This is a genomic window from Streptomyces sp. NBC_01261 (genome assembly GCF_036226385.1).
Classification (GTDB): domain Bacteria; phylum Actinomycetota; class Actinomycetes; order Streptomycetales; family Streptomycetaceae; genus Streptomyces.
This window is the reverse complement of sequence record NZ_CP108463.1, coordinates 2,742,809-2,760,650: the sequence shown is the minus strand read 5'-3', so window position 1 is coordinate 2,760,650 and position 17,842 is coordinate 2,742,809. Positions and strand designations below refer to the sequence as shown.

The window sequence follows — 17,842 nt, the reverse complement described above, 5'->3', positions numbered from 1 at the left end:
CAGGAAAGTGACAGTGACTGATCAGCGCAGGTGGGCGTGCCAGACCCCGCGTCTGCGGCATGATCCGCCGGGCAGGTCCTAGCCGCGTCACCGCTTCACCGGCGGGCGGTTCAGGTCGGCTCGGCCCAGCCCGGTGCCGCGTCAACACCCCGTCCGATTTCCGCCAGCCCCACCCCCGGGGATGGCGGAGACTGGACAGCGTGATGGACGAAGACACCAGGTACGAAGCCGTGCGGAGCCGGGATGCCCGGTTCGACGGGGAGTTCTTCTTCGGGGTCGCCACGACCGGGATCTACTGCCGGCCGAGTTGTCCGGCGGTGACGCCGAAGCGGCGCAACGTGCGGTTCTTCGCGACGGCCGCCGCCGCTCAGGGCTCGGGGTTCCGGGCCTGCCGGCGGTGCCGTCCGGACGCCGTGCCGGGGTCGGCCGAGTGGAACGCGCGCGCCGATGTCGTGGGCCGCGCCATGCGGCTGATCGGCGACGGCGTCGTGGACCGCGAGGGCGTCGCCGGGCTCGCCGTGCGGCTCGGCTACAGCGCGCGGCAGGTCCAGCGGCAGCTCACCGCCGAACTCGGCGCCGGGCCGGTCGCCCTCGCCCGGGCCCAGCGGGCGCACACCGCGCGCGTGCTCGTGCAGACCACCGATCTGCCGATCACGGAGATCGCGTTCGCCGCCGGGTTCGCCAGCGTGCGCCAGTTCAACGACACGATCCGCGCCGTCTACGCGTCGACCCCGAGCGAGCTGCGGACGACGAGGACGCCCCACGCGTCCACGGCACAGACCAAGGGCACCGGACCGTCCGCCGGAATTCCGTTGCGGCTCGCCCACCGGGGCCCGTACCAGTCCGCCGCCGTCTTCGACCTGCTCGCACGCGAGGCCGTCCCCGGCATCGAGGAGATCACCGGTACCCCCGGCCGCCGCACCTACCGCCGCACCCTGCGCCTCCCCTACGGCACCGGAATCGTCGCCGTCGACGAACGACCCGGCGCCCTCAGGACCGCGCCCCCCGCGCACCCCGGCGGCTGGCTCGACGCCCGTCTGCACCTCACCGACCACCGCGACCTGACCACCGCCGTCCAGCGCCTGCGACGGCTCTTCGACCTGGACGCCGACCCGTACGCCGTCGACGAACGGCTCGGCGCCGATCCCCGGCTCGCCCCACTCGTCGCCGCCCGACCCGGCCTGCGTTCACCGGGCACCGCGGACCCCGAGGAACTGGCCGTACGGGCGCTGGTCGGGCCGGCGGAGGCCGAGCGGCTGGTGCGGCGCTACGGCAAGACCCTGGACGCCCCCTCCGGCGGCCTCACCCACCTCTTCCCCGAGCCGTCCGCACTGGTGGACGCCGCCCCCGGCGAACCCCTGGCCGCCCTCGCCACCGCCCTGGCCGACGGCACGGTGCGGCTCGACGCGGGCGTCGACCGGGACGACGCGGAGGAGGCCCTGCTCGCGCTGCCCGGCATGGACGCCGCGACCGTCGCCGTCATCCGCACCCGCGCCCTCGGCGACCCCGATGTGGCACCACCCGGCGTCGACATTCCGGACGCGTGGCGCCCCTGGCGTTCGTACGCCGTGCAGCACGTAGAACATCTCGAACACGTACAACGCCTGCGCACGGCAGGGGAGTTGGAGTCACGATGACTGTCCCGACGACCGACCCGACGGCCACCCGCTGGACGAGTTTCGACAGCCCCCTGGGTCAACTCCTCCTCACCGCCGACGAGTTCGGCGCCCTCACCTCCCTCTCCGTGCCCGGCCAGAAGGGCGGCCGTACCGTCCAGCCGGAGTGGCGGCAGGACCCCGGCCCCTTCCGTGCCGCCGGGGAACAACTCGCCGCCTACTTCGCCGGTGAACTCAAGGAATTCCAGCTCGAGTTCCGCACCTCCGGCACCGACTTCCGGGAGCGCGTCTGGACCGCCCTCGGCTCCGTCCCGTACGGCGCGACGACGACGTACGGCGAGATCGCCGCGCGGATCGGCGCGCCCCGGGCCGCCGTCCGGGCCGTGGGCGGGGCGATCGGCGCCAATCCGCTGCTGGTCGTCCGGCCCTGCCATCGCGTGATCGGCGCCGACGGAGCGATGACGGGGTATGCGGGCGGACTCGAACGCAAGGTCCAACTCCTCACCCTGGAGGACGCGTTGTGCTGAGCTAGTCCGTTCCCGGTTCCGTCTCCAGGCCCCAGCTGTGGATCCGCCGGGGATGGATACGGATCACCTCTTCGCTCATGTGCGGGCCCAACTCATGTGGCCCGACCAGGAGTTCGGCCTCGCCGCGGATGTCGATGCCACGCACCTTCCAGGGCTGGACGCTGACGATGTCGTCCACGACCAGCGCGACCTTCGGGTTCTTCCGCAGGTTGCGCCACTTCTTGGTCGTGCCCATCGCGTAGCCGCCGACCAGGATCGTCCCGTCGGCCTGGGGGAAGAAGCCGACGGGGTTGGCCTGTGGCTGGCCCTGGGGGTCGACGGTGGCGAGGCGGCCCAGTCGCTGCGAGGTGAGGTACGCGCGCTCGGCCTCGGTGAATTCGGTCATGACCGCAGCCAAACACGCCTGCCCGCCGCGCGCATCGGCCTCCGGTCCCAGGCCGCGTTCCGCCTTGCGTCGTACGCCGGACAGGGGACGTGGCGCCCGGCGCCGGTGATGCTCCGCCATCCGCCTGTCCCGGCGTGCCACGGTCGCCTTCTTTGTGGCTGGTGGGGAGAGGCGGAGCGCTCATGGTCGGGGCCGGACGGGTCGTCGTAGCACTGCTGGTGTGCGTGCTGGGAGCGGGAGTTGGGGAGGGTACGGCGACAGCCGAGGGGCCGGTCGGCCGGGCGACGGAGACCTGGACCGGCACCTGGGAAGCCGCCCCCTCCGGAACCACCCCGGCGCTGCCCGGCGCCTCCTTCCGCAATGTCGTTCACCTCGGCGTCGGCGGCAGCGCGGCCCGCGTCCGGCTCACCAACCGGCTCGGTACCGCTCCTCTTCGCCTCGACGCGTTGACCGTCGCCCTGCGGGAGGCGGGGCCGGACGCCGTGCCGGGGTCGATGTGGGTCGCCACCTTCGGCGGGGCGCGGTCGGTCACCATTCCGGCGGGGGAGGACCTGGTCAGCGATCCCGTTCCGCTCGCCGTGCCCGACGGGACGGATCTGCTCGTCACCGTGCACACGCCCGACGACTCCGGTCCGGCGACCTACCACCGAGCGGCCGGACAGACCAACTACCTCGCACCGCAGGGGAATTGGGCCGCCGATGTCGATGGTGCCGCGTACACGGCGACCACCACCTCCTGGTACTACGTCACCGGTGTCGACGTCCTCGACGCCCCGGCGGCCGGCAGTGTCGTCGCCTTCGGCGACTCCCTCACCGACGGCAACGGCTCCACCCGTGACACCAACCACCGCTGGCCCGACCGGCTCGCCGAACGTCTCGGCACCCTGCCGTCGTCTCGCCGCCTCGGTGTCCTGAACGCCGGTGTCTCCGGGAACCGGCTGCTGCGCGACGACGTAGGACCGAGTGGCTTGTCCCGTCTCGACGCCGATGCCCTGTCGCGGTCGGGGGTGCGGGTGGTGATCCTCCTGGAGGGCATCAACGACATCAAGGGCACCCCGAACGCCACCGACCCCGCCGCCTTCGAGGACGCGTACCGCGCCTTCGTGAGCCGGGCCCACGCGCACGGCATCCGTGTCATCGGGGCGACCCTCACGCCGTACGGCGGAAACAGCGGGTACACGGCGGCCCGCGAAGCCGTGCGGCAGGAGATCAACGGCTTCATCCGTGGGGGCGGGCCCTTCGACAGCGTGGTCGACTTCGATGCCGCCGTCCGTGACCCCGAGCAGCCGCAGCGGATCCTGCCCGGTTACGACTGCGGTGACCACCTGCACTTCAACGACGCCGGTATGCGGGCGCTCGCCGACACGGTCGATCTCACGGCGCTCAGCTGAGCCCCCGAATCAGCTGCGCATCAGCTCCGCATCAGCCCCAGATCACCGCGCCCACCCACGCGCCCATGATCAGCAGGCAGGTGAACAGTTCGGTCAGCACGCTGGAGCCGCCCGAGCGCATCGCGGTGCGGACGGAGGCCATGGCCTCGCCGTGGCGGCCCAGGCGCAGGCGTTCGTGGAGGTAGATGCCGGCCATGAAGCCGGGGATCGCGCCGAGCACGGGGATCAGGACGAAGCCGAGGAACGCGCCCGCTCCGGCGTACACGCCCATTCGGGGGGTCGCGCCGCTCGCGCGCAGGCGGCGGGGCGGGAGGGCCCAGCGGACCACCTGGGAGAGGAAGAGGACGACCGTGGCGCCCACGAGGACGCCCCAGGACACCGGCTGCGGGTCCTTCAGCGCCCACCACAGGACCGCGGCCCACACCAGCCACGACCCCGGCACTCCGGGCACCAAGACTCCGCACAGGCCGAGCAGGATGACGACGCCGACCAGGAGGAGTTCACCCACTCCCATCTGCCCAGCCTGCGGGATCCCGGGTGAAACCGCAGGTCAGGTACGGGCCACCCAGCCCCGTTCGTAGGCGTGCCAGCCCAGTTGCAGCCGGGTCGTGACGCAGGTCAGCTCCATCAGGCGCTTCACCCGGCGCTGGACCGTCCTGAGGCCCAGGTCGAGCTGTTTCGCGACGCTGGCGTCGGTCAGGCCGGCCAGCAGCAGGGACAGCACCTCCAGGTCGGTGGCGTCGGGGCCGTCCGGGGTCTGCTCGGTGGCGCCGGACGCGCCGAGGCGCAGCGGGAGGGCGTCCCGCCAGACCGACTCGAAGAGTCCGCAGAGCAGCTCCAGCAGGCCGCTGGCGTGCACGACGAGCGCGGCCGGTTCCGCGGTGTGCGAGGTCAGCGGCACCATGGCCAGGGTCCGGTCGGCGACCACCAGCTTGGTCGGCACCTTGTCGACGACCCGTACCTGTTCGTCGCGGTCGAGCGCGGCGGTGAGTTCGGTGAGGCCGTCCGGCTGGTCGAGGACCGCGCGTTCCAGGACGACCCGGTAGCGGACTCCGCGGTCGGCTGCCTGTTCCTCCGCGTCGTTCTCCATGCCGGTGACGGCGACCGGGGTTCCGGTGACCAGCGCGCAGACCTCCTCGGTCGCGCCGAGCTGGAGTTGGAGGAAGCGCTGGGTGACGGCCGAGGCGCCGATCACCACCTCCACCAGGTCGTGTACGGCGGGTTCGGCGGCGGTGGCCCGGTACTCCTCGGCGAGCAGCGCGGCGGCGAGTTCGGCCTTCTCCAGTTCGTGGCGCTGCTGGGTGAGCAGCGCGCCGAGGGCGACTCCGGGTGGGGCGGCGACCCAGCGGCCGGGGCGGGCCGAGGACTGGGCGGCGAGTCCGTGCCGTTCCAGGCGGCGCAGGGCGCGCTCGGTGTCGTACTCCCCGATGGTCAGCCGTCGGGCGAGATCGGGCACGTCCGCGGCGCCGACGGACACCAGTGCCCGGTACGCCGACTCGTGTGCCTCGTCCAGGCCTATCGCTCCCAGCATCAGGTGCCGTCCCTCCCCGAAGACCCCATCGCGAGGCCGTGGCGGGAAACAGCCACGGCGCGAACCCGCCTCGGCACATCATCGTCGTACCACCCGCCACTCTGCCAAGGTTGCGCCACCGGGGCATCAACTGCCGCCCGTAATGCCGGTATTGGGCCCTATTGGCCTCTGGGTTCGCGCGCGGTGGGTCATGGGGGAGACAGGCGCGAATCACAGGGGGGCTTCAGGAAAGCCGGTCACACTCGGGACCGGGCGGGCCGAACCGGCAACGGGATTCGGTCACTTGGGACGTGACCCGGGCCCATGTCGTGCGCCGGCACGCGGGGGAGCCGGGGCCGGGTCACTCAGTCGTCGCCGGGCGGTTCTCCCGTGGGGGGTGGGACCGTCCGGCGGCCTGTTTCGTCCTGTGGTGTCCTGTGATGCCGTGTGGTGTCCTGCGACGGACGGGTGTTCGGTACGTCGTCCGCCACGCCGTTCGAGAGGGCGTGCGCCCCAGATTTTCCGGACGCCCCGTTTCCAACTGGCCTGTGCGGTGGACAATTAGGGGCATGAGCCAGCAGGGGGGAACGCCGACCGGTCACGAGGACGACTGGTGGAGCCAGCTGTACGACGACACCGCGGAGGACACGGGGCCCACGGCCGCGGGCGACTCCGTCGACGACCGGTTCGCTTCGGCGGCGGGGACAGTGGGGGTGCCTCCGGCGGATGGGCGGGGGGGTTCGGTGGGGGTGCCTCCGGCGGGTGAGGGGGCGCGGTCGGCGGGGGTGTCTTCTGCGGACGAGGCAGCGCGTTCGGTGAGGTTGCCCTCGGCGGACGAAGGGGCGCCGCCGGTGGGGATGCCTTCGGCGGGTGCGGGGGCGCGTCCGGCGGGGATGCCTTCGGCGAGTGAGGGGGCGTGTTCGGTGGGGCAGGGTGTTCCTGGGCCCCGGGCGGGTGGTGAACCTGGCTCCGAGTCGCCTGCTGGTACGGGTTCCGTCTCCCCGGGTGCTTCCTGGGAGCCGCCGGCCGGTGCGCCTCCGGTGCCGGGAGGTGCTGGTGGTGCGGATGGGTATGGCGAGCCGCCGTTGTTCACGCCTGTGGCTCCTGCTGCTCCTGCTGCTCCTGGTGAGGGCGCGTTGCCGTCTGGGGTTTCGGGGGATGTCGGCGCGGATTCTTATGCCGAGCCGCCGTCGTTCAGGCCTGTGGCTCCTGTGGCTCCTGGTGAGGGCGCGTTGCCGTCTGGGGTGCCGGGGGATGGCGGCGCGGATTCCTACGCCGAGCCTCCGTTGTTCAAGCCCATGAGCCCCGTGGCCCCGGGGGATCAGGTTCCGCCTGACACACCCCGGCAGGGACTCCACGGGGACACGCCGGTCGACCTCCCGTCGTCAGCCCCGCAGCGGGCGGCCGATGAGGAGTTCCCGCCCGCTTACCCGCAGTCGGCCGCTCCCGCACCGCCTGCCGAGAGTTCCGCCGCCGCTCCGGAGGGTCTCCGCCTGGACGGTCTGTCAGCCCCGCAGTCGATGGCCGTTCCCGTACGTCCTACGGAGAGTCCTGCCGTCGCGCCGAGGGACCCGCGTCCGGAGGGTGCGGGACCGTACCCGCAGTCGGCCGTTCCCGCACCGCCTGCCGAGAGTCCCGGCGTCGCTCCGGAGGGTCTCCGCCCGGATGGCCTGTCAGCCCCGCAGTCGATGGCCGTTCCCGTACGTCCTACGGAGAGTCCTGCCGTCGCGCCGAGGGACCCGCGTCCGGAGGGTGCGGGACCGTACCCGCAGTCGGCCGTTCCCGCACCGCCTGCCGAGAGTCCTGGCGTCGCTCCGGAGGGTCTCCGCCCGGATGGCCTGTCCGCCCCGCAGCCGATGGCCGTTCCCCTACGCCCTACCGCGAGTCCCGCCTCCGTGCCGAGGGGCCAGCGTCCGGAGGGTCTGGGGCCGGACGTGCAGGCGTCGGCTGTTCCTGCACCTCCCGTCGTGAGTCCCGCTTCCGCGCCGAGGGACCCGCGTCCGGAGGGTCTGGGGCCGGATGCGCAGGCGTCGGCTGTTCCTGCACCTCCCGTCGTGAGTCCCGCTTCCGCGTCGAGGGATCAGCGTCCGGAGGGCCCGGGGCCGTACCCGCCGCCCCCGGTCGTCCCCGCGCCCCCCGCCGCGGCTCCGCAGCCCGTTCGTCCGGAGCGTCCGTTCGATCCGCGCCCGTACCCTCAGCCTCCAGCCGCTGCCCCGGCCCTCGCTGACAACTCCCGCCTCCACCCGCACACTCCAGCCGCCGCGCAACCCCTCCCGCTCGCGCCACCCCCCAACCTCCCTGCCCTCGCACCGCCAACCCCTCCGACGTCCAACCCCCTCACCCTTGACTACGTCGGCTCCGGACCCCCCACCTACGACGCCGAGCCCACCGCCCTGCCGCTCGCCGATCCGGATGAGCTCGACGATCTGGTCGCGGACACCGTGTTGGACGGGGCGCGGTACGGGGCGAGTACGGTCAGGGCGGCTTCTGTGCGGGGGGACTCCGCGCGGTTCAGGGGGGAGCCGCGCCGGGACTCGTTGCTGACGGCGCGGTTCGGGGTCGGGGAGCAGGCGTTGGTGCTGGTGGCGATGGCCACCGGGGCCCGGGCCACGCCGGGGGCACATCGGGCCGCCGCCGAGGCGTGTCACTGGATCGCGCGGGCCGTGGGGCGAAGCCACGCACGGCTCTCCGAGGACATCAGGGCTGCCCGGCGCGGGGACCTGAAGTCGGGGCTGCACCGGCTCACCGACCGCAGTCTCGGCAAGCTCCGCGCCAGCGCCGCCGAACAGGGCATCGATCCGGAGGAGTACTCGGCCGGCCTGCGGTGCCTTCTCCTCCCCGCGCACCCGGAGTGCCGTACCCGCGTCTTCTTCGGGGTCGGGCCCGGTGGGCTGTTCCGGCTGCGCGACGGCGAGTGGCAGGACATCGAGCCCACCGTCGCGGACCTGAGCGGCGAGGCCGTCGTCGGGTTCGGGTCGCAGCCCGCCGAGACGCCCGAGGGGGACCGGCTCACCATGGATCTTGGGATTCCGACGCCTCCGAGCCCGTACGAACCTGCCCCCGAGCCGCCCCGCGAACCCTTCCGCTTCCGGGCCTCCGTCGCCCGCCCGGGGGACACGCTTCTCATGTGCACCGGCGGGCTGGCCGAGCCCCTGCGTGGCGAGCCCGAGCTGTCCGCGCACCTGGCGGGGCGGTGGTCCGGGTCCACCCCGCCCGGTCTCGCCGCCTTCCTCGCCGACACCCAAGTGCGGGTCAAGGGTTATGCCGACGACCGCACGGCGGCCGCCGTTTGGGAGGCGTGAGCGCCCGGGCTGTGAATTCATGGAACCCAGAGGGATCCGTAGGACACAGGAAACCGAAGGGCACGCGAGAACCATGGCCAAGCAGAACGTTGCCGAACAGTTCGTCGACATCCTCGTCCGCGCCGGAGTCAAGCGCCTCTACGGCGTCGTCGGCGACAGCCTCAACCCGGTCGTCGACGCCATCCGCCGCAACTCCGCGATCGACTGGATCCACGTACGGCACGAGGAGACCGCCGCCTTCGCCGCCGGCGCCGAAGCACAGATAACCGGGAAGCTCGCGGCCTGCGCCGGCTCCTGCGGCCCAGGAAACCTGCACCTCATCAACGGCCTCTACGACGCCCACCGCTCCATGGCCCCGGTCCTCGCCCTCGCCTCGCAGATCCCGTCCAGCGAGATCGGCCTCGGGTACTTCCAGGAGACCCACCCCGACCGGCTCTTCCAGGAGTGCAGTCACTACAGCGAACTCATCTCCAACCCGAAGCAGATGCCCCGGCTCCTGCAGACCGCCATCCAGCACGCGGTCGGGCAGAGCGGCGTCAGCGTCGTCTCGCTCCCCGGCGACATCGCCTCCGAACCCGCCCCGGACAAGGCCGCCGAGACCGCCCTCGTCACCTCCCGGCCCTCCGTCCGCCCCGGCGACGCCGAGATCGAGAAGCTCGTCGAGATGATCGACGCGGCCGAGAAGGTCACCCTGTTCTGCGGCAGCGGCACCGCCGGCGCGCACGCCGAGGTCATGGAGTTCGCCGGGAAGATCAAGTCCCCGATCGGACACGCCCTGCGCGGCAAGGAGTGGATTCAGTACGACAACCCGTACGACGTCGGCATGAGTGGGCTGCTCGGTTACGGCGCCGCCTACGAGGCCACCCACGAGTGCGACCTGCTCATCCTCATCGGCACCGACTTCCCGTACAACGCGTTCCTGCCCGACGACGTGAAGATCGCCCAGATCGACGTACGGCCCGAACGCCTGGGCCGGCGCTCGAAGTTGGACCTCGCGGTGTGGGGCGACGCGAAGGAGACGCTGCGCTGTCTCACCCCGCGGGTGAAGCCGAAGGGAGACCGGAAGTTCCTCGACCGGATGCTCAAGAAGCACGCCGACGCGCTGGAAGGCGTCGTCAAGGCGTACACGCGGAAGGTCGAGAAGCACGTCCCGATCCATCCGGAGTATGTGGCGGCCGTGGTCGACGAACTCGCCGACGAGGACGCCGTGTTCACCGTCGACACGGGCATGTGCAATGTGTGGGCCGCGCGCTACATCACGCCCAACGGCCGCCGCCGCATCATCGGTTCGTTCTCCCACGGCTCGATGGCGAACGCGCTGCCGATGGCGATCGGCGCCCAGTTCACCGACACCGAGCGGCAGGTCGTGTCGATGTCGGGCGACGGCGGGTTCTCCATGCTGATGGGCGACTTCCTCACCCTCGTCCAGTACGACCTGCCGGTGAAGGTCGTCCTGTTCAACAACTCCTCCCTGGGCATGGTCGAGTTGGAGATGCTGGTCGCCGGTCTCCCGTCGTACGGCACCACCAACAAGAACCCCGACTTCGCCGCCGTGGCGCGCGCGTGCGGTGCCTACGGTGTGCGGGTCGAGAAGCCCAAGGACCTCGAAGGCGCCCTGAAGGCAGCCTTCAAGCACAACGGCCCGGCCCTCGTCGACGTCGTCACCGATCCCAACGCCCTGTCCATCCCGCCGAAGATCAGCGCCGAGATGGTCACCGGGTTCGCGCTGTCGGCCTCAAAGATCGTGCTGGACGGAGGAGTTGGGCGGATGCTCCAGATGGCCCGCTCCAACATCCGCAACATGCCCCGCCCTTGACCGGACCGCCCTGACCCAGCCGGCCTCACCGCACCGTCCTCAGCCGATCGGGGTCCAGCCGTGCTCGCCGTACCAGTAGTGCGGCAGGCCCTTGATCGAGCTGGTGCGGAACGGCTTGCCGTGGTCGTCGACGCGGAGCGTGCCGGTACGGCCCTGGGAGGACCAGTCCAGTTCCAGGTACCAGCGGCAGTCGCAGGTCCCGGTGCGGGCCTTGACCAGCAGGACCTCCGGGTCCGTGGCCGAGACCCGGTACGGCAGGTGCAGCGCCGGGACCGTCTTGCCCATGTCGCCGCCCGGCTCCGGGCGGACCAGGGGGCGGTGGGCGTCCAGGTTCACGCCGAAGTAGCGCGGGGAGATGTCCCCGCCGCAGCCCCGGGCCATCGAGTAGGCGGTGCCCGGGGCGGGTGCCGTACGGCCGACGACCCGGACCCGAAGTGCCTCCAGGACCACGGCCGTCGAGCTCCGGCCCTGCACCGAGATCTCCACGTTCGTCTGCCCGCCGTGCGCCGCGTGCTGGGTCGCCGCCCAGACCCCGGCGTCCTGCTGGACCGGGGGCGGCGGCACGTCCTTGGGTGCCTTGTCGATGACGTAGTCGTGGTCGCAGCCGATCTCCCAGACCTGGGAGTCGGCGGTCCAGGTAAGGGGGGCGGGGAGGGCGGGGGTCGGCTTCGGGGTCGCGCCGGTCCTGTCACCGGTGGCGGTGCCGGAGTGCGTACCCGCCACCGTCCTGGTCCTCGGGGAACCGCCCCGGGACACCGCCGCCAGGCTGCCGAGCACGGCGAGCACCGCGCACACCGCGGCGGCCGTCAGCGTGAGCCGTCGCCGGTACCAGGGCGAGCGGGCGGCGGGCTCAGGAGCCGCGTCCGGGGCCGGGACCGGAACCGGGGCCGGATGCGGAACCGGGCTCTCCACCGGCGGCTGCGCATCCCGCCTCCGCTGCCGCGCCGCCACCGCCAGGATCCAGTACCGGTGCAGTTCCAGCCGTTCCTCCGGTGTCGCACCGCACAGCGTCGCGAAGCGTTCCACGGGGGCGAAGTCGAGGGGGACCGCCTCGCCCACGCAGTAGCGGTGCAGGGTCGAGGCGTTCATGTTCAGGCGGCGGGCCAGCTGGCTGTAGCTGCGGTCCGTGCGTGCCTTCAGGCGCCGTAGCAGCGCCGCGAACTCCTCGACGTCCTTGTCGCCGGCCTCGCCCGCCACCCTTGCTCCCGTGTGTGTCGCGTCCCAGGGCGGCATCCCAGGGACTCCATATACCAGGAGGTCAGACGGGGTGGGACGGTTCCACCGTTGCGGGATCGGTGTCGGTCATTGCGCTCGCCGCCGCCGTACGCCGAAGCTCGGTCCGACCACAGCACGGCACCGACCCGAACGGGGAAACACACGTGAACAGCAAGAAGGCCACGCGCCGCACCGCCCTCGCCGCCGGCCTCGCCCTCGCCCTCGGGCTGGGTGTGGCGGCCCAGGCCTCCGCCGGCGCCCCGCGCACCGTGAGCGGCTCGCCGGACGACAACATCACCCGCATCGCCGACTTCTACGGCGCCTACATCGACGCCGAGAGCGACCTCGACAGCGGAGGCGGCAAGCTCGCCACGGAGCTGCGCGGCTACTACCTCACCCCGGCCTACCTGAAGGAGCTGAAGGCCTGGGAGGCGAAGAACCACGCGGACGGCGTCCTCCAGGCACAGAACACCCCCATGAGCTGGAAGGTGACCGACAACGGCACCGCCGACTACACCGAGGCCGCGATCACCCTGACGTGGGGCGGCGGCGACACCACCAAGCTGGTCGTCGACATGACCCGCACGACCCACAAGATCATCCACATCGGCACCAAGGGAATCGGCGGCAAGTAGGCCCCGTGGAGGAGCCGTTCGCGGTTCCTGAGCGGCTGATTCCGGCCAGTTTCGCGGAGCGTGGGTCTCGGGGGAGGTCCGGGGGGACCAACCGCCCCACGCCTTCGTGGACTACGGCCGGATCGGCAGCCGCGCATCGGCAGTCGGTTCGATCGCCGGTGGTCAGGACGTCACGGGGTGTCTGGTCCCGGAGCCGGGAGCCATGACACACCGGAGGGGAACGCCCCGACCACCCCACCCGCGCCGCATGCTCCGTACGGTGGCCGTTCGACCGTACGGACAGCATCGCCCCCGAATCCTCCGCCCCGCCGGACCCGGCGCAACTGTGGCCGAACACCCGGTCGTTGACGATGCGACATGACTGCCCCGTTCCCGACGAGGGCATGGATCCCCATGAACATGTTCGAGCAGGAGGGAACCGGAAACCGGCGTGCGGGCGGGGGTCATGAAAAGGCAAGCACGAGGGGGCGGTCCCATGGCGATCGGGGCCTCCTCGGCGAAAGCGGCGGAGGACGAGGCCGACAGCGCCACGGAACCGGCGCAGCCGCCTCAACTGAGGCGCAGACTCGGACGCGCGGACCTGCGGGCGGTGCCCGAGGCGCGCAGAGCGTTGCGTGAACTGCTACGGCACTGGGGGAGGCCGGGACGATCGGAGATAGCGGAGCTGCTCACGAGTGAACTCGTCACCAACGCGCTGATCCACACCGACCACGACGCCGTGCTCACGGCGACCGTCGGACCCCGTGGACTGCGCGTGGAGGTACGGGACTTCGTGGCCCGCAGGCCCCGACTGCGCGTACCGGACGCCGACGACGGTACGCACGGGCGGGGCCTGGTCCTGGTGCAGTCCCTCGCGGACGCCTGGGGAGTGTCGGCCCACGGGGTGGGCAAGTCCGTGTGGTTCGAGCTGGATTCGGACGCCGCGTGAGCGACGGAACGGGCCCGGCATGAGCAACGGGACGGGGGCGGTGTCCAGTTGGACTCCGCCCCCGTCCCGATGTCGCCCGGTCCCGGATCAGGTACTCAGCTCTCGGCTCAGCCGAACTGCTGCTCCAGGTCCTTGAGCTTGCGCTCCAGGGAGTCGAGACGCGGCAGGGCCATCGTGTCGTCCTCGGCTGTGAGGTCGACGGTTATCGGGTCAGATGCCCCGCGGACTGGCTGGAGTGAGGGACGCGTGCGAACCGGCAGTTGTTCCGGCGTCGATAGAGCAGGCTCCGCGGATGCTTGTCCGGAGCCGCCACGCTCCAGGGCCTGCGGTTCCGGCGACCGGCCGCCGCCCCGTCCGATGAGGCCGCGCTGGCCCCGGCTTATGGCCTTGAGCTGGGCCCGCTCGATGCGCTGCTGGTCGCGGCGGCGGAGTCGGGTCTCCTCCTTCTTCGCCTTGTCCTCGCGCACCTCGTCGACCGCCTCGTCCAGGCTGCGCACGTTCTCCAGGAGCATCAGCGACCAGGCGCTGTAGGTCTCCCTGGGGGCCCGCAGCCAGCGGACGATACGGATCTGCGGCAGCGGACGCGGCACCAGACCCTGCTCGCGCAGCGCGGCCCGGCGGGTCTGCTTCAGCGCGCGGTCGAAGAGGACCGCAGCCGACAGCGACATGCCGGAGAAGAACTGCGGAGCGCCCGCGTGGTCGACACCCCTGGGCGCGTGCACCCAGTTGAACCAGGCGGCCGCGGCCGCGAACGTCCACACGAGTATGCGGGAGCCGAGGGCCGCGTCACCGTGGCTGGCCTCACGCACGGCGAGGACGGAACAGAACATGGCCGCGCCGTCGAGGCCGAACGGGACGAGGTACTCCCAGCCGTCGGTCAGGCCGAGGTTCTCCTGGCCGAAGCCGACCAGTCCGTGGAAGGAGAGTGCGGCGGCGACCGCCGCACAGCAGAACAGGAGGACGTAGGAGGCGATGCCGTATATGGCCTCCTTGCGCCTGCGGCGCTCCTCCGTGCGCTCCCACGAGTCGTCTTTCGCGTGCTCCCCGCCGGACCGCTTGCTCCGCGCGAGCACCGCAACCGCCGCCAGCATGCCCAGGAGCAGTACGGCGCCGGGAAGCAGCCAGTTAAGCGATATGTCGGTCAGTCTCATCTGGGGTCCCTTGCATTGGGATAGGGCGTAACGCCCGCCATAGTGGCCCAATCCCAACGGCCCTCAGGCGTTTTCGGGGCAAGAGGCCGCCAAGGAGGTGCAAGGGGATGCCCAGGGCGGCTTTCTGCTCGAACTGCCGCTTGAGGGGCGGGAGTTGAGTTCGAATAAGACTACCCGTACGGGTGGTTCCACGGAAAGTTCCTGCGGCAAGTGAGGAAGTTGTGAAGCACCTGTGATCGGACGGACGCCTTGTTCGCGGCTGATCCTAGCGGGCCCCGAGTGGGGCCTGTGACTGAGGGTCCCTCAACTCACCGCCGCGGCCAGCAGCTTGGTGACCCGCTCCGTCTCGCAGGTGCGCGGACAGGTCGCGCACGCGTCCTCGGCGTCCAGCGTGTAGTACATACAGCAACTGGCCCGGTCCCGGGTGGACAGCGGCTCGCCGTTCGGCCCGGTCACCTCACGGAACGCGGCCGAACCGACGTACGGCTTGGTCGCGCCCGGCAGCAGTTGCTCCAACTCCCGCACGGCCCGCGGCTGTTCGCCGAAGAGGTCGGCGACGTACCAGATGCCCTCGACGACCTCGTCGGTCGCCATGCCCCACAGGGCGCGGCCCCGCCGGCGCATCCGCGGGCCGAAGCCGGCCAGGACGGGTTCCATGTGCTGGGCGACCGCGGCCCGCACCTCGGCCCGCAGCGCCCCCTCGTCGGCGATCACCCGGGCGCCGGGCAGCAGTGCGGCCGGGTCGCCGGGCAGACAGGCGAAGGAGTCGGTGCGGACGGCCAGCCGGCCCATGTCGAAGCCCTCGGCCGTGCGGTCGTAGGAGACGTGGGTGACGGGGAGGCGGGGGACGCGGCGGTGGAGGAACCACGGGACGGTGAACAGGAGGACGACCGGCCAGGCGTAGCGGTGCAGGCCGAAGGTGGCTATCACGTCCGGGCGGCCCCGGCGGCCGTGGTCGCGCAGGACCTGGGCGTCGTCCCGGGCGAGGAACGCCTCCAGGCCTTCGCCGCCCTCCGCCAGCGCGGCTGCCGAGATCCAGCCGCCGCCGGTGGGGGTCGGCTGGTCCGGGGTGAGTTCGGTGATCGCGAGCCCGGGGATGACCTCGGTGAGGCGGGCGTAGGAGTCCGCTACGGCCGAAGAGGGCAGGGGCATGCCGGGACCACCGATTCGCCGTTGGTTTAAAGGTAAGGCTTACCTTACCCATCGCCTCGGTAATTTGAACTAGTCCGATCTGCGCCTAAGGTGCTTGACGGACGAGTAACAAGACGCCGTAATGACCCCAAGTACCGACACGTCCGGAGGAGGACCCGTGAAGCAGGGCACGCAGGGCTCCGCCGGGACCGGCGTTCCGGACGCGCGCGCCCGGGGGTCCCGGGTGCCGCCGCAGCAGCGCGCCGCCGACGTGGACCGCGATCGGGGCCGGGGCCTCGCGGACGGCACCGGCGACGTGCGCGGTGAGCACACGCACAGCGAGACGCCGATCCCGCGTCCCCGGCAGGTCCTCCAGCGGCCCTCCGTGCGCGGTCAGATACTGGACGCGTTGCGCACCGCGCTCGTCGGCGGCGAGCTGACCCCCGGCGAGGTCTACTCCGCGCCCGCGCTCGGCGACCGGTTCGGCGTCTCCGCGACCCCCGTGCGCGAGGCCATGCAGCAGCTCGCCACCGAGGGCGCCGTCGAGGTCGTACCGAACCGGGGCTTCCGGGTGGTCGAGCGGAGCCCCCGCGAACTCGCAGAACTGGCCGAGATCCGCGCCCTCATCGAGGTGCCGGTGATGCTCCGGCTCGCCCGTACCGTGCCCGCCGCCCGCTGGGCCGACCTGCGTCCGCTGGCCGAGGGGGCCGTGCGCGCCGCGTCCTCCGGGTGCCGGGCGACGTACGCGGAGTCCGACCGGGCCTTCCACCGCGCGGTGCTCGCCCTCGCCGGCAACGAACAGCTCGTCCAGATCGCCGAGGACCTGCACCGGCGCGCCCAGTGGCCGCTGGTCGGCGGTCCGGTCACACGCGGGCGGGCCGACCTGGTCGCGGACGCGGCCGAACATCTCGCACTCCTCGACGCGTTGGCCGCGGGGGAGTGGGACGTGGTGCGGTCCCTGGTGCAGGAGCACTTCGCGTGATCGGCGTGATACCGAATATGTGACTCCGGTCACGAGCGGGTCCGGGTCCGGCGACCGTGGCCCGCACCGGGAACCCGCCCGGCCGCCGGTGACGTGCCCCACGGAGAGAGCCGACCGATCCGCGGGGGAGAACGCCGATGTTTCCGAATCCGGGCCAGCAGGCCGCCCAACAGGCCGCACAACGCGGCGCCGAGCAGTCGGCCCGACAGGCGGCACAGGACGGCATGCGCGCCGCCCAGATGGGCGCCCGCCGCACCCACTCCGGCCGCGGCGGCAGCCTCCTGTCCGTCCTCCTGCTCGTCGCCGTAGGCGTGTTGGTGGCCCGCGACCCCGAACTCCGGTCGTCTGTGCTGCAGTTCGTCCACCACGTCGTGAACGTCGTCCAGAGCCGGACTGACGGCTCCTGACCTGGGCCTTCGCCGCCCCCGCCCGACGCCCCTGGCCTACGCGGTGGCCGCCCCCGGTGTCGGTACCGCCAACTGCCGTGCCAGCCAGGTCGGTACGCCCCCGAGCAGCCGGAACAGTCGCCGCGCTTCCTCGCGCAACCGGGATGCCTCCGGCTCGGCCTCCGCGTCGGCGAGGGAGACGAGGGCCGGGGCCGTGCCGACGAGGTAGCCCAACTCCTCGCGGATGCGCAGGGATTCGGCGAAGCCGTGGCGGGCCTCCGCCAACTCGCCGTCGCGCAGGGCGAGTCCGGCCAGGTGGCGGTGGGTGAAGGAGAGGAGCAGGGGATCGGTCTGGTCGGCGGCGGCCGCGTGGGCGCGGCGGTACGCGGCTCGCGCGGCCTGCGGGGAGCGTGCCAGGTTCTCCGCCACCAGCCCCCGCCGGAAGTCCAGCAGTGCCCGCCCCGCACCGTCCGGCGGGATCAGCGCCGCCGCCCGCCCTAGCGCGGCCCGCGCCTCGTCGGCCCGGTCGCGCACCGAGTGCAGCGTGGCCGCGTAGGCGAGGTACCCGCGCTCGCAGGCCGCCGCGCCCCGCTCGTCGTCGCTGTGGGCCAGCGCCTCCGCCGTACGCAGCGCGTCGTCGGCGTCCGCCCAGCCCTGCTCGGTGTAGAGACACCGCTCCACGAGCAGCGCGGTCCGCTGGAGGGCCGGTGCCGCGCTGTCGGGCGGCAACAGCGCCGCCGCGTCGACCCAGCAGGCCCGCGAGCGCAGCCGCCACACCGCGGTCTGGAGGGGATCGTCACCTTCGGTCGTTCCGTGTCCAGACATGGCGGACTGCGCCACGTTGCCCTCCCCGAGCACACCATTGAG

Annotated in this window: 16 protein-coding genes; 9 read left to right on the top strand and 7 right to left on the bottom strand. The window is 72.2% G+C overall.

All coding sequences use genetic code 11. From position 1 onward, the window contains the following. Positions 1–203 precede the first annotated feature (203 nt). Both OG226_RS11970 and OG226_RS11965 read left to right on the top strand, forming a co-directional pair. Complete coding sequence (locus tag OG226_RS11970; protein ID WP_329353372.1) at positions 204–1,637, top strand: DNA-3-methyladenine glycosylase 2 family protein; 1,434 nt, start codon at positions 204–206, stop codon at positions 1,635–1,637. Then, positions 1,634–2,143: a methylated-DNA--[protein]-cysteine S-methyltransferase gene (locus OG226_RS11965; protein WP_329348874.1), complete on the top strand. Its 510-nt coding sequence runs from the start codon at positions 1,634–1,636 to the stop codon at positions 2,141–2,143. Before OG226_RS11970 ends, OG226_RS11965 begins: the two co-directional genes overlap by 4 nt. A 1-nt stretch (position 2,144) precedes the next feature. Here the strand turns inward: OG226_RS11965 and OG226_RS11960 are convergent, their stop codons facing one another. Next, positions 2,145–2,528 (bottom strand): PPOX class F420-dependent oxidoreductase, encoded by a 384-nt coding sequence (locus OG226_RS11960; RefSeq protein WP_328677159.1) that lies wholly within the window; start codon positions 2,526–2,528, stop codon positions 2,145–2,147. Between the two features lie 182 nt (positions 2,529–2,710). On the opposite strand from OG226_RS11960, the gene OG226_RS11955 reads away from it, so the two are divergent. Then, positions 2,711–3,919, top strand: coding sequence for an SGNH/GDSL hydrolase family protein (locus OG226_RS11955; RefSeq protein WP_329348871.1), 1,209 nt, complete (start codon positions 2,711–2,713; stop codon positions 3,917–3,919). A gap of 31 nt (positions 3,920–3,950) precedes the next feature. Here OG226_RS11955 and OG226_RS11950 read toward each other — a convergent pair whose 3' ends face one another. Further along, entirely contained in the window at positions 3,951–4,433 is a 483-nt protein-coding gene (locus tag OG226_RS11950) for a DUF456 domain-containing protein (RefSeq protein ID WP_328677155.1), read from the bottom strand. A gap of 36 nt (positions 4,434–4,469) precedes the next feature. Beyond that, entirely contained in the window at positions 4,470–5,450 is a 981-nt protein-coding gene (locus tag OG226_RS11945; RefSeq protein ID WP_329348870.1) for a helix-turn-helix domain-containing protein, read from the bottom strand. 1,667 nt (positions 5,451–7,117) lie between these two features. On the opposite strand from OG226_RS11945, the gene OG226_RS11940 reads away from it, so the two are divergent. Together OG226_RS11940 and OG226_RS11935 are read left to right on the top strand one after the other, a co-directional pair. Further along, positions 7,118–8,731: a protein phosphatase 2C domain-containing protein gene (locus OG226_RS11940; protein WP_329348869.1), complete on the top strand. Its 1,614-nt coding sequence runs from the start codon at positions 7,118–7,120 to the stop codon at positions 8,729–8,731. Positions 8,732–8,804: 73 nt separating this feature from the next. Continuing rightward, a complete protein-coding gene (locus OG226_RS11935; RefSeq protein WP_329348868.1) occupies positions 8,805–10,547 on the top strand; it encodes a pyruvate dehydrogenase in 1,743 nt (580 codons plus the stop codon). A gap of 39 nt (positions 10,548–10,586) precedes the next feature. Here the strand turns inward: OG226_RS11935 and OG226_RS11930 are convergent, their stop codons facing one another. Beyond that, positions 10,587–11,780: a helix-turn-helix domain-containing protein gene (locus tag OG226_RS11930; protein ID WP_329348867.1), complete on the bottom strand. Its 1,194-nt coding sequence runs from the start codon at positions 11,778–11,780 to the stop codon at positions 10,587–10,589. A 146-nt stretch (positions 11,781–11,926) separates the two neighbouring features. Here OG226_RS11930 and OG226_RS11925 point away from each other — a divergent pair, with 146 nt between their 5' ends. Both OG226_RS11925 and OG226_RS11920 read left to right on the top strand, forming a co-directional pair. Then, the gene (locus OG226_RS11925; protein WP_328677146.1) at positions 11,927–12,397 is read left to right on the top strand and encodes a hypothetical protein; all 471 of its coding nucleotides are present in this window, start codon (positions 11,927–11,929) and stop codon (positions 12,395–12,397) included. Positions 12,398–12,872: 475 nt separating this feature from the next. Next, positions 12,873–13,325 (top strand): ATP-binding protein, encoded by a 453-nt coding sequence (locus OG226_RS11920; protein ID WP_328677144.1) that lies wholly within the window; start codon positions 12,873–12,875, stop codon positions 13,323–13,325. A gap of 107 nt (positions 13,326–13,432) precedes the next feature. On the opposite strand, the gene OG226_RS11915 is transcribed toward OG226_RS11920, so the two are convergent. Further along, positions 13,433–14,476: a DUF2637 domain-containing protein gene (locus tag OG226_RS11915; protein ID WP_328677142.1), complete on the bottom strand. Its 1,044-nt coding sequence runs from the start codon at positions 14,474–14,476 to the stop codon at positions 13,433–13,435. 303 nt (positions 14,477–14,779) lie between these two features. Beyond that, positions 14,780–15,628, bottom strand: coding sequence for a (2Fe-2S)-binding protein (locus OG226_RS11910; protein ID WP_328677139.1), 849 nt, complete (start codon positions 15,626–15,628; stop codon positions 14,780–14,782). Between the two features lie 157 nt (positions 15,629–15,785). Here OG226_RS11910 and OG226_RS11905 point away from each other — a divergent pair, with 157 nt between their 5' ends. Both OG226_RS11905 and OG226_RS11900 read left to right on the top strand, forming a co-directional pair. Continuing rightward, on the top strand, positions 15,786–16,589 hold the full coding sequence (locus OG226_RS11905) for a GntR family transcriptional regulator (RefSeq protein ID WP_329348866.1): 804 nt from the start codon (positions 15,786–15,788) through the stop codon (positions 16,587–16,589). Between the two features lie 137 nt (positions 16,590–16,726). Further along, on the top strand, positions 16,727–16,996 hold the full coding sequence (locus OG226_RS11900; RefSeq protein WP_328677137.1) for a hypothetical protein: 270 nt from the start codon (positions 16,727–16,729) through the stop codon (positions 16,994–16,996). Between the two features lie 36 nt (positions 16,997–17,032). On the opposite strand, the gene OG226_RS11895 is transcribed toward OG226_RS11900, so the two are convergent. Continuing rightward, positions 17,033–17,815: a hypothetical protein gene (locus tag OG226_RS11895; protein WP_329348865.1), complete on the bottom strand. Its 783-nt coding sequence runs from the start codon at positions 17,813–17,815 to the stop codon at positions 17,033–17,035. Between the last annotated feature and the right edge of the window lie 27 nt (positions 17,816–17,842).

Bases quoted from the DNA above. Each gene is read 5' to 3' on its own strand.
- OG226_RS11970 (WP_329353372.1), top strand. From the start codon at position 204: ATGGACGAAGACACCAGGTACGAAGCCGTGCGGAGCCGGGATGCCCGG.
- OG226_RS11965 (WP_329348874.1), top strand. From the start codon at position 1,634: ATGACTGTCCCGACGACCGACCCGACGGCCACCCGCTGGACGAGTTTC.
- OG226_RS11960 (WP_328677159.1), bottom strand. From the start codon at position 2,528: ATGACCGAATTCACCGAGGCCGAGCGCGCGTACCTCACCTCGCAGCGA.
- OG226_RS11955 (WP_329348871.1), top strand. From the start codon at position 2,711: ATGGTCGGGGCCGGACGGGTCGTCGTAGCACTGCTGGTGTGCGTGCTG.
- OG226_RS11950 (WP_328677155.1), bottom strand. From the start codon at position 4,433: ATGGGAGTGGGTGAACTCCTCCTGGTCGGCGTCGTCATCCTGCTCGGC.
- OG226_RS11945 (WP_329348870.1), bottom strand. From the start codon at position 5,450: ATGCTGGGAGCGATAGGCCTGGACGAGGCACACGAGTCGGCGTACCGG.
- OG226_RS11940 (WP_329348869.1), top strand. From the start codon at position 7,118: ATGGCCGTTCCCGTACGTCCTACGGAGAGTCCTGCCGTCGCGCCGAGG.
- OG226_RS11935 (WP_329348868.1), top strand. From the start codon at position 8,805: ATGGCCAAGCAGAACGTTGCCGAACAGTTCGTCGACATCCTCGTCCGC.
- OG226_RS11930 (WP_329348867.1), bottom strand. From the start codon at position 11,780: ATGCCGCCCTGGGACGCGACACACACGGGAGCAAGGGTGGCGGGCGAG.
- OG226_RS11920 (WP_328677144.1), top strand. From the start codon at position 12,873: ATGGCGATCGGGGCCTCCTCGGCGAAAGCGGCGGAGGACGAGGCCGAC.
- OG226_RS11915 (WP_328677142.1), bottom strand. From the start codon at position 14,476: ATGAGACTGACCGACATATCGCTTAACTGGCTGCTTCCCGGCGCCGTA.
- OG226_RS11910 (WP_328677139.1), bottom strand. From the start codon at position 15,628: ATGCCCCTGCCCTCTTCGGCCGTAGCGGACTCCTACGCCCGCCTCACC.
- OG226_RS11900 (WP_328677137.1), top strand. From the start codon at position 16,727: ATGTTTCCGAATCCGGGCCAGCAGGCCGCCCAACAGGCCGCACAACGC.